This window comes from Serratia marcescens (assembly GCF_006715005.1).
GTDB lineage: Bacteria > Pseudomonadota > Gammaproteobacteria > Enterobacterales > Enterobacteriaceae > Serratia > Serratia montpellierensis.
Genome location: NZ_VFMJ01000001.1, coordinates 4,270,870 through 4,284,268 on the forward strand (window position 1 = coordinate 4,270,870; position 13,399 = coordinate 4,284,268).

The window sequence follows — 13,399 nt, forward strand, 5'->3', positions numbered from 1 at the left end:
ACAACGTCATGCCTGCGGCCCGGGCGGCAGCGCCGCCAGAGCGATATCGCCAGCGATGTGCTGCGCAAACTGGGTAAAGACGTGCTGAACGCCATCGGCGATCAGATTGGCCTGCTCCCGGCTGTAGTGGTCCTGACGGTAGGTCATCATCACCCGCAGGGATTTCTTCCCGGCCAGATCGTCTTCCATCACCTCAAACTGCAGGCCGAGCAGCGATTCGGCTTTCTCCGGCTCCACCTGACGGTAGGCGATCGCACTGCCGTCCTGCAGCCGGAACTCGCCGTTCAGCTTGATGCGGCTGTGGATCTGGATGAACACTTCGAACATGTGATTCTTGCGGTCGGCGTCCACGCCGAACAGCCCTTCTTCCACCAGATCGATCGGAATGTCGGTGTACGGCAGCGAGCCATTGATGGTGTTTTTCACCTGGCTGACCAACCCGGCCACCGTCAGCCCTTCGTCAAAGCGCACGCGGTGCACCACCACGGTGGTGAAATAGCCGACGGTATCGAAGAACTCGGCGTCGTTACGGCCGGAGGTTGAGGTGCCCACCAGCAGATCCGCCGGGCCGCCCAGCAGACGCAGCGCCGAGGTAATCCCGGCATACACCACGTTAAACAGCGACGCGTTGTTGCGGCGGGCAAGCTGATACAAGCCTTCCGCCACGGCAGGATCGACCTCGAACTCCAGCCAGCCGCCGTTGACGTCCGCCGGTGCCGGCACCGCCGGATGGGTGGACGCTTCTTGCCGGAAGATCGGCTGGCCGACCGGCGCGCCGCGCAGCGCATCGAGCCAGTAGTCCAGATGTTGCTGCTGCACCCCGGAGGCCCGCTGCTGCCGGGCGAAGGTGTGGAACTGCGGCGGCTGCCCGCTCCACTGCGGCGCCTGGCCGACGACGCGATGGCGATAGGCGACGCCCAGCTCATCCATCATCAGGTTGAGCGACCATTCATCCAGCACCACATGGTGGAACAGCAGCGACAGCAGCTGTTGGCCGTTGTCCGCATCGCGCAGCAGCGTGGCGCGCAGCGGCAGCTCGGCGGCCAGATCGAACCGGTGCTGGCCGGCGTCGGCCAACAGGGCCGCGGCATTACCCGCTGGCGTCTCGTGAGAGAAGCGGAACCACTGATAATCCGGCAGTTCTGCGGCCGGCACCACCACCTGCACCACCTCCCCCTGCTGCTCGACAAAGCGTGAACGCAGCACGGTATGGCGAGTCATGACGTCGATAAACGCCTGGTGCAGCGCCGTTTCGTCCACCGCATCGAAGAAGCGCAGAGAGAACGGCAGGTTGAAAATCTCGTCATGGCCGAAGGCTTCATACACCTTCCACAGCGATTCCTGCGCCAGCGACAGCGGCGCCTGCGCCCGATCATGATCGTCGGCGATGGCTACCGAGGCATTCGGCTGCGCGACGTTCAGGCGTTTGGCGTAGCCCGCCAGCCCGCGCGCCGTCGGATGGCTGAACAGATCGTTAATGTTGATTTCGATCTGATGCAGGCTCAGCAAGCGGCCAATCACCCGGGTAGCGACCAGCGAATGGCCGCCGCGATCGAAGAAGTCTTCATCGAGGGTCATTTCCGGCGCTACCAGCGCCTCACGGAACTCCTGCAAAATCAGCGGCGCAACGCTTTCGTCGGCGTCGCCGTTCGCCACCGGCGCGGCCATCGCCGGGGAAACGGCCTCAGCCACCGGCAAGGCGACGGCAATTCGCTGCCCGGCCAGGAACGCGCTGAACTGCTCCAGCAGGAAAGGCGCCGCGTGCGGAGACAGGCGCGGGTCGGTGACCAGCTCCAGCGTCAGCGTTTCTGCCTCCGGCAAGCCCAACAGCAGCGCCAGTTCAAACGGCGTATGCAGCGGCGGCAGCAACAGGCGTTCGGCGTGAACGCCTTCCAGCCGCCACTCTGCGGCCAGATCGTCGCGCCAGGCCACCAGCAGCTGCGCCCGTTGCGGATCCAGCTGTTCAGCCACGGCCTGCGCCAGCAGCCGCTGCCCGATGTCGCCCTCGCCATGCTGCACGGTCAGGCGCATCAGCGGCGCCGCCGTCAGGCCCAGCTCCAGACCGACGCACTCCGCCGTTTCTGCGGCCGGCACGCACAGCTGCACCGTTTGGCCACCGGCCTGCGCGGCGACGAACTCGGCAAACCGCGCCGCCACCGCCGCCAGCAAGGCCCGCGGCGTGTCGTTGGCGGGCAACAGCGCGCGCGCAATGCGCGTGACCACGCGCGCGCCCACCGGCGGCAAGGCTTCAGCACGCTGCGCCGGGCTGCGGTAATCCTGCAGCGAGACCGCCTGGCGCGCCCAGGGCAGCTGCGGCTCCGGGATTTCCGGCAGCTCGACCGGCTCCGCCGCGAATGGCAGAGGCATCGCATCCCCGTTATAACGGGCGGACAGCATCGCCGGCAGGTGGCGCCACGGCAGCGTTTCCGCCAGGATGTCATGCAATACCACGCCCAAAATCACGTCATCGCCCGGCGTGAGCAACAGCAGGCAGCGCAGCGGCGCTTCGCTTTCCAGTTCAAACGGCGCCGCCTGCGCCTGCAGCAGGCAACAAATGGCGTGTGGTTCGCCCGCCACCTGACGGAGGCTCACCGGCAGCGGCGCCGAGCCGGCGGGCCGTTTCACCAGACCGTTTTCGTCATCAAAAACGTAATGCACGTCCACGCCCGGCGTCTCCCGCACCAACGCCTGCAGCGCCGCCGTCAGTTGGGCGACATCCACGCCCCCCGTCAGGCGCCAGGCCAGCGCCCGCTGCCCGCGTGCGTCACCCTGCTGCAGATGGGTAAACCATGCCCGCTCTTCGGCTTCGCTTACCGGCCGCTCGCCGTTCGCCGACGCCGCGCCCAGCGCCTGAAAAGCGTTCTCCAGCCGCTGGGCCTCTTCATCGCTCAGAATGCTGTCAAAATCACCGATCACTGCGTTATCTCCTTGCCCGGCCGTGCCGGGATAGCGCATAAAACGGGGGACATTCGTCCCCCGTCATCGCGATAGCGTTAGAAATTCAGCTCAACCGCCGCGCCGACCAGACGGCCTCGCTGGAGAGTCGCCGTGTAGATGTCGTTGCTTCTGACCATCTCACGGCGGTCTGAATCAAACAGGTTTTTCGCATACAGCGTGGCGCGACCGTAGTCGAAGGTGTAAGCCAGCTGAGCGTTGGCCGTCCAATAGGAGCCGATGCGCCCGCGCGAGTCGTTGTCGTATTGCGAATAGTAGGAGTCGGTAAACGCCACGTTGCTGCTCAGCTCCCATCCTTTCAGGAACTGATATTTGGCACCCATGTTGGCGGTGTAAGCCGGTGCGCGCGCCAGCTCATGCCCTTCCACGCCGCTGCCCGAGAACTTCTTGATGTCGGTTTTCAGCAGGCCGAGGTTGCCGAACAGTTCGAAGTCCCAACGCGGCTGCCAGGTGGCGCCGATTTCCGCACCGTAGGTTTCCACCTTGTCGGCGTTACGGATCACGCTGGAGTTCTCACCCAACGAGTACGGCAGCTGCATGTCTTTGTAATCGTTGTAGAAGATGTTACCCGTCAGCACCACGTTGGCGTCTTTCAGGTGATGGCGGGTGTACAGCTCATAGTTCCAGACATACTCGGAACCGTAGGTATAGCTGACCACCGGCGTACCGATCGTGATGCCGCCGCCGCCGGCGTTATAGCCGCGGGCGATCTTGGCGCCGTAGGTTTGGGTATCCGTCGGTTTCCAGGCCACGTCCAGCTTCGGCAAAAACACGGTGTAAGTTTCATCGAAGTCGATACGCACCGCCTGGCTGCCGCCGTCGCGGCGACGGTGTTCGCGTTCCAGGCGGCTGGCGGCGGTCACGTCCACCTGCGGCGTCAGCGCATAGGTCAGCTCGGCGAACGCCGAATGGGTATCGGTTTTATCTTTGAAGGTCGATCCGCCGAAGATGTTGACGAACTCATCCTGCGTACCGTGGAAGTAACGCAGCCCCGCCAGCCCATGCAGACGGCTGTCCGCACCGCCGAAACGCACCACCGGCTCTACGTGAACTTCCTGGCCGTCGATCTCGGCGTATTGGATGTTGTAAGCGGTCGGACGGTTGATGTTGAAATCGGTATAGATAACGCGGTTTTCAAACGTCAGCGCATCGGAGGCCTCCCAGGCCAGATCCCAGATGCTGCTGTTCATGTTGCTTTTGAACACGGCGCGGCGCGGATCGTGACGCGGGTTGGTCGGATGCGGCTGCGGGTTGAGGCTTTCGTTCTGTGGCGCGGTGCTGCCGAAGTGGTTAAAGGTCAGCTTGGTGGTCAGATCGCGCAGGCCGGCCGGATTGAACAACAGCTTGGCACGGGCGGTGGTGGCTTCCACTTCGCGCGGATCGCCCACCGGCGCATAGGCCGGCAGATCGGCTTCGCTGCGGCGCCGCTGGCGATCGACGCTGACGCGGAACGCCAGCTGATCCTCCACCAGCGGGCCGGACGCCATGGCGGCCAGCTGTGAAGAGTGCTGGTTACCGGCCCCACCCTTGAAGGCGCTTTCCCACTCGAAGGTCGGATCTTTACTGGCCATGACGATGGCGCCGGCGATGGCGTTGCGCCCCTGGATGTAGCTTTGCGGGCCGAGGAACACTTCGACGCGATCCAGATCCCACAGCGACTGCGGGCCGAACGCCTGTTCGTTATAGGTCAGCGAGCGGCCGTCCAACGACAGATTGAGGCGCGGGCGGGTGCCGCTGAGGAAGGCATTGGCGCCGACGTTCGGGCCGGAACCGTCGATGCCGCGCACGGTCGGCAGTTCGTTGCCGATGCCCAGATCCACCACGTTGGGGGTCATGCGCAGCAGATCGGGGATCTGCACTGCGTCAGGCATCGAGGCGATGCGGTTGCTGTCGAACACCTGCACGCTGGAGCCGGTGTCGAAAATGGAACGTTTGATCTTCTCACCGGTGACCAGCAGCGTTTCCGCGTCCTGGTAGGTTTCGTTGCTCTTGGTTTCCGCCGCGTTGACGTTACCGATCGCCAGTGAACAAACCCCTAAAAATACGGAGGAAAACGCCCCAATGGCTTTCAACCCCGCTTTTTCCCCGTTTCCTACGCTTTCATGCCGTTGAGCCGCAAAATGCTTGCCCATAGATGTCTTCTCCTTTCATCCCAGAGGTGCACAAAATTTGATTTTTTTTTACACAACCTACATCGACACTCACACAGACCATGACGCTACGGCCTTCCCGACCTTTCTGTTGCTTATCCCTGCGGCAAACCCATGTCTTTCGCGGCCAAACGGGCGCGGCCCCGTCCACAGCCAAGCCGCCGGCGGAGCGGCCGGCAGCTTGTATAAAAACGTAAAATAATGTTAAGAATGATAATATTTTGCATTTTCTAATGCAAATCATTATCAATAAAGGTGTGAAGCAGGCCGCGATAGCCGCCAGAAAACCTTATACTTTCGCAGGTAAAACAGGCGCTGCAATAACAAGCAATCATTACAATGCTAAGAATAATATAGATAAATTATTCACACCCAACGGCATGCCCGTCCGTTCTCGCTAAAACCCCTTATAGATAGCACCCTCGCGTCAAATGGATCAAATAATAATAATTTTCATTCCTATTAACATTTGGATATATTCTTGCAATCTCGTTGGCTGAATCAAAATGGATACCCGATGAAAGCTTTGACCACGATGCAGGCCGCCTATTGGGTAGGCCGACAGTCCGCTCCTCCCCTCGGCGGCATGGCCGCCCACCTGTATGCGGAATTCGACGGCGGCGAGCTGGATCTCGCCCGGCTGCGCCAGGCCGTCGAGGCGCTGTACCTGCACCATCCGCTGTTACGCCTGCGCATTACCGATGATGGCCGGCAGACGATCGCGCCTCCCGGCCCTCGGCACGCCTTGCATCTCGACGATTGGCAGCACGCCGATGAAGCAACGCTGGCAGCCGCACTTGCCGCCAAACGCCAGGCAAAAAGCACCCAGCTGCTGCCGCTGGAACAGGGCGTGCCCTGCGATATCAGCCTGAGCCTGTTGCCGGAAGGGCGCAGCCGCCTGCATGTCGATCTCGACATGATCGCCGGCGATGCCATGAGCTTTCGCCTGTTGATGGAGGATCTGACGGCGTTTTATCACCGGTGTCCGCCGCCCCCCTCCGATGACGCGCCACCGGCCTACTTCGAACACCTCGAACGACGCGACGCCGACGACGGGCTACGCCAACGGCGCGAACGCGGCCAGCGTTGGTGGCGTGAACGCCTGGCGCAGGTGCCGCCGGCGCCGCGCCTGCTGCGCACGCCGGACCGCTGCCGCAGCGATCGCCTGGCCGTACAGCTGAATGCGGAAGAAAGCCGCGCGTTGGAAAGCGTCGCCAAACGGCACCACACCTCCCTCTCTACGCTGTTTCTCGCGCTGTTCGCCCTGGCCGTCGGCCAGGGTTGGAATATGACGCGCTTCCGGCTCAACGTGCCGCTGTTCCACCGCGAGAGCGAACGGGAGGACGCGCATCGCCTCATCGGCGATTTCTCTAACCTGGTGCTGCTCGGCGTGGAGCTGAACCCGACGGAAAATCTAAGCGCTTTCTGCCGACGCCTGATGGCGCAGCTGGCGGAGCTTATCGAGCATGCGGATTACCCCGGCGTGAGCGTAATGCGCGATCTGTCGCGCCTGCACGGCAGCCTGCAGCCTTCGCCGGTGGTGTTTACCGCCGGTTTCGGCATCCGCGGCAAGACGCTGTTTTCCGAACGGGTCACCGACACCTTCGGCCGTCTCGGCTGGGTCATCTCTCAAGGACCGCAGGTTGCGCTGGATGCGCAGGTCGCCCACGTCGACGACGGCATTCTGATCAACTGGGACGTACGGCAGGACGCGTTCCCCGAGCAGGTGCTGCCGCGCCTGCTGGCCTGTTACCGGGCGCTACTGCACCTGGCCGCACGGCAAACGGAGGCGTTCGATCGCCCGCTGTCGCAGCTGTTGGCGCAATGTACGCCCGACGCGCTGGCGCAGCAGGCGCCGGTGCGCCAGGTGCTGCACCGGCTGCTGACGCGGGTGGCCCCCGAGGCAGGCTTGCACGACCACGACGATATCCACCGCTTGGCCCTGCCGGATGCCGGGGTGAACGCGCTGCTGACGGTGCTCAACAAGTATCTGGCGGCGGCGCTGACGGCACAGGATCTGGCGGCGCACTCCTCCCCTGCGGCGCTGGCGGCATTGATCTGCCAACGCTCGCCCGAGGCTGGACGGAATGCGAAAACGCTGCTCGCCGCGTTGGCGCCGCAGCACTGAGATCGGTTTCCGGGCGCGCGGCGCCCGGCTCGTTTTAATCGGTTAGCGACTATAGGGAAGTACCATGGAGACACCATTAACCGCACTGCAGCAGGCCTATCTTCTGGGCCGCAGCGATCGATGGCCGCTGGGCGGCGTGGCGATGCACGACTTTCGCGAATACCGCGCCCGGCAGCTGGATGTACCGCGCCTTGAAGCGCGCCTGACCGAGCTGGTTCAACACTACCCGGCACTGCGCACCTGCATCGATGTGCCACGCGGCACGCAGCACGTACGCCCGGAAACCACGCTGCATCTGGATCGCCACGATCTGCGCGCCCTTGATGGCGAAGCGGCGCAGCGCCAGGTCGAACAGCTGCGCGCGCGTTACTCCCACCAGCGCCACGATCCGAGCCAGCCGCTGTGGCGCATCGCCGTGATCCAACTAGCCGAACGGCAGGATCCGACGGGATCGCCGTACGATACGCTGATCTTTACCAGCTTCGATGCCTTGATCCTCGACGGCCAGGGGATCTCCACAGTGATCGCGCGCCTGTTCGACGATCGCCCTCTGACGCCGACCACCGCCACGCTGCCGCCCCCCGCCGCATCAGCGGCGCAGCGCCAGACCGATGCCGCCTACTGGCGCGAAAAGCTGCAGGATGTCACCACCCCGTCGGCGTTGCCGTGGCGCGCCCCGCTCGCCAATCTCACCTCATCACGCTATCGCCGCGCCACCCTGACGCTGCCGCGCGATACGATAAAACAGCTCGGCCGCCTGGGATCGCCGCATGCGCTGCTGCGCAACAGCCTGCTCTCGGCGCTGATCCTCGATACGCTGGCCCACTGGACCACCGACGGCGAGCTGTGCGTCGGGGTACCGGTGGCGTTCCCCGCCGCCGACGGCGCCCTGGGCAACGCCTCCAGCTTCGTGGCGGTGCGCTATTCGCGCTACGGCGAAGACTTTATCCAGCGCGCACAAGCCTTGCAGGACGACGTGCTCGGCGCGCTCGATCACCTGGCATTTTCCGGCGTCGATCTGGCGCGGCAATTGCTCGGCCAAAGCCAGGGCGGCCCGGCGCTGCCGGTGATCCTGACCAACTGCCTGGGCTGGGAGACGCTGCCGGCCGAGGCGCCGGTGCGCTTCCACGACGGCCTGACCCAAACGCCGCAGGTCGCCATCGATATCCGCCTGACGCTGGACAGCGAAAAAAACCTGCAGCTGTGCGTGGACTACGCCGAGCAGGCGCTGCAGGGTGAACAGGTAGAAGCGATGCTGGCTGCGTTGCAGCGACGCATCCTGCACAGTTGCCAACGGGCCGACCTGGCAATCGCGCCGCGCGACTTCATCGATCTGGCGCATTACCGCCACAACGACAGCGAAGCGAATTACGCGCCTTATCCTTATCTGGCGCAGCTGGCCGAGCGGCTGTTCGGCGCGCAAGACGGCGGCAATGCGCTGATCTGCGGCGAACAGACGCTGACCTATCGTGAGCTGGGCCAGCGGATCGCCACGGCGATCGTCAACCTGCAGAGCCGCGGCGTGCAGCCGGGCAACGTGGTGGCGCTGTACCTGCCGCGCAGCCCGGAACTGATCATCTTCAGCCTCGCCTGCGCCCTGCAGGGCGTGATCTGGGTACCTGTCGATATCAACTCGCCGCCTGAACGCACCGCCTACCTGCTGGAGAATTGCCGGCCGACGCTGGTGGTGCACGGCGGCGATCTGGAGACGCCGAACGGCGTGACGCCGGCGACCCTGCTGGCGCAGGCGGATCGCGCGCCCGCGCTGCCGGATGAACGGACGCTGGTTGAACGCAGCGCCAGCCAGGCCGCGAGCTACTACCTGTATACCTCCGGTACCACCGGCAAGCCCAAATGCGTGGTGCTTAACAACCGCGCCACCGCCAACGTTATCCACCACACTCAACAACGCTGGGCAGTCACCGCCGACGACGTCTTCATTTCCGTCACGCCGCCACACCATGACATGTCGATGTTCGATCTGTTCGGCTCGCTGTGCGCCGGCGCCACGCTGGTGCTGCCGGCGCCGCATCAGGAAAAGGATGCCATCAGTTGGAACCAACTGGTGGAAAAACATCGGGTCACCCTGTGGTGTTCGGTGCCCGCCATTCTGGAGATGCTGCTCACCTGCAAAACGGCCGACAGCCTGCGCTCGCTGCGCCTGGTGGCGCAAGGCGGCGACTATATCAAGCCGGCGACGGTGCAAACCCTGCGTACCCTGCGCCCGGATCTCACGCTGTTCTCACTCGGCGGGCCGACCGAAACCACTATCTGGAGCATCTGGCACCCGATCGCCCCACAGGAGAGCGGCACCGTGCCTTACGGCCGCCCGCTGCCGGCCAACCGCTACTTCATCTGCCATGACGACGGCAGCCACTGCCCGGCCGGCGTGGTCGGCCGCATTCATACCGCCGGGATTAACCTGGCGTTGGGCTATCTGGAACAGGGGGAGGTGAAGCAGCATGATTTCGTCACCCTCGAAGGACCGGACGGGCAACCGCTGCGCGCTTTTCGCACCGGGGATCAGGGTTACTACCGGGCGGACGGCAACATCATGTTCGCCACTCGGGTGAACGGCTATGTGAAGATCCGCGGCGTGCGCGTCTCGCTGCCGGAAATCGAAGACGTGCTGCGCCGCCATCCGGCGATCCTGGATATGGTGGTGGTGGATTATCCCAGCGGAGAGAACAACGAGGCAGCGCTCGGCGCCCTGTATCTGACCCGCGACGGCAAACCGCTGCCGCTGTCCGAGATCCGCGCCTTCTCCACCGGCTATCTGCCCTGTACCCATATTCCCACGCGCTTTATCCATGCCGAGGCGCTGCCGCTGTCCGCCAACGGTAAAACCGATCGCCATCGCATCCGCGCCGACCTGAGCCACCAGCAAACCGCGCCGGCGCTGAACGCCTGTGCGGCCCCGCCGCCGAACGCACCGTTGGCGCGCAGCGCAGAGATCCTGACCATTTACTGGCAGGCGATTGGCGTAACGCCGCGCCCGGAATGGGGAGAAGAGACGGCGTTTATCGCCATGGGACTGAAACTGCCGCATATCAAACAGGTGGCGGCACGCCTCAATGACGCTTTCGGCACCCGGCTGGTGAGCAGTTCGCTCCTGCCGTGCAAGAACGCACGCGAAGTGGCGGCGTTGCTGGCCAGCTGAAGCCATACCACTCGGGCGGGGACATCCCCCGCCCGCGCTTTCTCAGGCGGGCAACGCCGTCAGGGCCGCCAGCGGCTGTTCCCACGCTTCCCGCTGCAGCGCACGCAACAGGAATTCTTGCAGCGCCTCGCCATAGTCCAGCACATCCTCCGCCGGGAACTGTTCCAGATAAATATCGATATCCACCTGCAGATCGCGGGCGTCGGTGCGGCCGCGATAAGTCAGGTTAAAACCGTCGCCCGAACCGCCGGCCAATACGCGGCGGGTACCGCGACAGCCAGTAAAACGAGGCGCATCGAAGGGTTGCACGTTGATGAAGGGGGAAATAAAGAAGCGCGAGCCCGGATCCACACCGCGATCGGCGGCCAATTGGCGCAGACGGTAGCCGGCGTGGCTGCGCAGCTCACGCAGCTGCTGCGTCAGCGTGGTGAGAAAGCCCCCCAGCGTCTCCGCTTGCTGCGGTGACACCAGCAGCGGCAACGTATTCACCGCCAGCGAAGGCACGTTGGTGGCGGCCTGCCCGCGGCGATTCATCGCCGGCATCCACATCGGCAGCGTATCGCCCTGCCAGGTACAGCGCGGCATCACCTGAAACAGCCAGGCCGCCGACAGCGCCACCAGCAAATCGGGCCAATTGATGCCGCTGCGCTCCGCCAGCTGCGCCAGTCGTTGCGATACCGCCGCCGGCAGCCGGTGGTGGACGCTCAGACGCCGCACGCCATAGGCCTCACCGCCCTTGCGTACCGTCGGCAGCGCCTGCGACGGCGGCAGATAGGTCTGCCAAAAGCGCCGATCGCGCTCGCATCGCTCAGAATCAGCGTAGGCCAGCTCAGCCTGTTGAAAGACGTCGAAGGCGCCCAGGGGAATACCCGCGCTGCCTTCACCCCGATAGTGTGCATACAACGCGGCGCAACGGTGTTCGATCAGCGCCATGCCGAAACCGTCGACCAGAATATGGTGCGCCCGCACGTACCAGAGGTAGCGCTCCGGCCCCAGTTTCAGCAACCACGCGGCGGCTAGCGGCTCGCTGTGCAGCGCCCGGTGCTGCGCAATATCCTCGCGCATCAGGCCCTGCGCCGCCTGCCAAGGGTCGCCGTGCGTTTGCAGATCGATACGTTGCAATGACGGTATGCGCTGTGGATCGTGCCGTAACGGCGGAGGAGAGTCGCCGTGCCGCTCACCAAAGCGCAGGGCAAACGCCTGCGTTTCGGCGAGGGTGACGGCGATCGCCTGACAGAGCGCTTCTTCCTCTACCGCGCCGCACAGTTCGGTGCAGTGTGCGACGGTGGATAAGGTCTGCCCGGGGTGCAAGGTGTGTTCTTCCCAGAAATCAAGCTGCGCTGGCGCCAGCGGCAACCATTCAGAGGCCAAAGCGGTGTCCGACATGTTACCTACCTTTGATAAGCCCGAATAAAGACGCCGAACGGGCGTAACCCCACCGTTCAACGGCTTTTGCGTGTCTCCATACATCATCAAATGAAAATGATAATAACATCTATTATCATTTCTATTAATTTGGTAATACTTTAGATTTTGTTAAGCGGGGATGCAAGTCGCACTGTAGGGCAGAGAAAAGAAAGCGGCGGGTTGCAGGGGCATAAAAACAAAACGCCCCGGCACAATTGGCCGGGGCGTTTTTAAAGGCGGCAATACTCGGTGATTAAGCCTGGTTGGCCGGCTTCACCTTCTGTGCCAGGAACTCCGTTTCGTAAGCCAGCGCCTTCTTGCGATCGAACTGGTGCTCCCACTTGGCGATCACCAGTACCGCCAGCGCGTTGCCCACCACGTTCAGCGCGGTACGCGCCATATCCAGGATACGGTCCACGCCGGCGATGAACGCCAGGCCTTCCAGCGGGATGCCGACGCTGCCCAACGTAGCCAGCAGCACCACGAACGAGACCCCCGGCACGCCGGCGATCCCTTTCGAGGTCACCATCAGCGTCAGCACCAGCACGATCTCCTGCCCCAACGACAGCTCGATGCCGTACAGCTGGGCGATAAAGATAGCGGCGATGCTCTGGTACAGCGTCGAGCCATCCAGGTTAAAGGAGTAGCCGGTCGGCACCACGAAGCTGGTGATCGACTTGGGCGCGCCGTAAGCCTCCATCTTTTCGATGATGCGCGGCAGCACCGTTTCCGAGCTGGCGGTGGAATAAGCCAGGATCAGTTCGTCTTTCAGGATGCGGATCAGCGTCCAGATGCGCAGGTTGCACAGCCGGGCGACCGCCCCCAGCACCACCAGGGCGAAGAACGCGATGGCGAAGTATACCAGCACCACCAGCTTGGCCAGCGGCAGCAGCGAAGCGAAACCGAAGTTGGCTACCGTAACCGAAATCAGACCAAACACCCCGATCGGCGCATAGCGCATGATCATATGGGTGACTTTGAACATGCTCTCGGACACCGCCTTGAACACCTTCAGCAACGGCTCTTTGGTCTCTTTCGGCAACGACGACAACCCCAGACCGAACAGCACCGAGAAGAAGATAATCGGCAGCATGTCGCCCTTGGCCATCGACGAGAAGACGTTCGATGGGATCAGCGACAGAATGGTCGCCACCAGACTGTGCGAACCGCTTTGCACCTGTTCGGTGGTTTTCTCATACTGCGAAATGTCCACCGTGGTCAGCGTCGACATGTCGATGCCGTGGCCGGGTTGGAATACGTTGGCCAGCGTCAACCCCACCACGATGGCGATGGTGGTGATCACTTCGAAGTAAATAATGGTTTTCAATCCGATGCGGCCCAGCTTTTTCGCATCGCCTACGCCGGCAATACCGACGATCAGCGTGGAAATAACAATCGGCACCACAATCATCTTGATCAGACGAATAAATATATCACCCGCCGGGCTGAGAATATTGCTGACCAGCCACTCACGAGATTCTGTCTGGTTGTGCAATACCGCGCCAACAATAATACCCAGTACCAACGCGATCAGGATTTGCCAAGCCAGGCTAATTTTTACACTTTTCATACCCAAAAAGTCCTCAAAGACTCTTTTCG

At 63.0% G+C, this 13,399-nt stretch carries 6 protein-coding genes; 2 read left to right on the forward strand and 4 right to left on the reverse strand.

Translation table 11 applies throughout. The features are described from left to right. Nucleotides 1-6: 6 nt before the first annotated feature. Together FHU12_RS20815 and FHU12_RS20820 are read right to left on the reverse strand one after the other, a co-directional pair. Nucleotides 7-2,916, reverse strand: coding sequence for a condensation domain-containing protein (locus FHU12_RS20815; protein WP_141971572.1), 2,910 nt, complete (start codon nt 2,914-2,916; stop codon nt 7-9). Between the two features lie 77 nt (nt 2,917-2,993). Continuing rightward, entirely contained in the window at nt 2,994-5,087 is a 2,094-nt protein-coding gene (locus FHU12_RS20820) for a TonB-dependent receptor (protein ID WP_141971574.1), read from the reverse strand. Between the two features lie 535 nt (nt 5,088-5,622). Between FHU12_RS20820 and FHU12_RS20825 the strand changes: the two genes are divergently transcribed. Further along, nucleotides 5,623-7,233, forward strand: coding sequence for a condensation domain-containing protein (locus FHU12_RS20825; RefSeq protein WP_141971576.1), 1,611 nt, complete (start codon nt 5,623-5,625; stop codon nt 7,231-7,233). Between the two features lie 64 nt (nt 7,234-7,297). Further along, a complete protein-coding gene (locus tag FHU12_RS20830; RefSeq protein WP_141971578.1) occupies nt 7,298-10,393 on the forward strand; it encodes an amino acid adenylation domain-containing protein in 3,096 nt (1,031 codons plus the stop codon). A gap of 42 nt (nt 10,394-10,435) precedes the next feature. On the opposite strand, the gene FHU12_RS20835 is transcribed toward FHU12_RS20830, so the two are convergent. Together FHU12_RS20835 and gltP are read right to left on the reverse strand one after the other, a co-directional pair. Further along, nucleotides 10,436-11,779, reverse strand: coding sequence for a condensation domain-containing protein (locus tag FHU12_RS20835; protein ID WP_141971580.1), 1,344 nt, complete (start codon nt 11,777-11,779; stop codon nt 10,436-10,438). Nucleotides 11,780-12,053: 274 nt separating this feature from the next. Next, a complete protein-coding gene (gltP, locus tag FHU12_RS20840; protein ID WP_063988404.1) occupies nt 12,054-13,370 on the reverse strand; it encodes a glutamate/aspartate:proton symporter GltP in 1,317 nt (438 codons plus the stop codon). Nucleotides 13,371-13,399: the final 29 nt, after the last annotated feature.

Coding starts and splice junctions, on each gene's coding strand:
- gltP (WP_063988404.1), bottom strand. CDS start 13,370: ATGAAAAGTGTAAAAATTAGCCTGGCTTGGCAAATCCTGATCGCGTTG.
- FHU12_RS20820 (WP_141971574.1), bottom strand. CDS start 5,087: ATGGGCAAGCATTTTGCGGCTCAACGGCATGAAAGCGTAGGAAACGGG.
- FHU12_RS20825 (WP_141971576.1), top strand. CDS start 5,623: ATGAAAGCTTTGACCACGATGCAGGCCGCCTATTGGGTAGGCCGACAG.
- FHU12_RS20835 (WP_141971580.1), bottom strand. CDS start 11,779: ATGTCGGACACCGCTTTGGCCTCTGAATGGTTGCCGCTGGCGCCAGCG.
- FHU12_RS20830 (WP_141971578.1), top strand. CDS start 7,298: ATGGAGACACCATTAACCGCACTGCAGCAGGCCTATCTTCTGGGCCGC.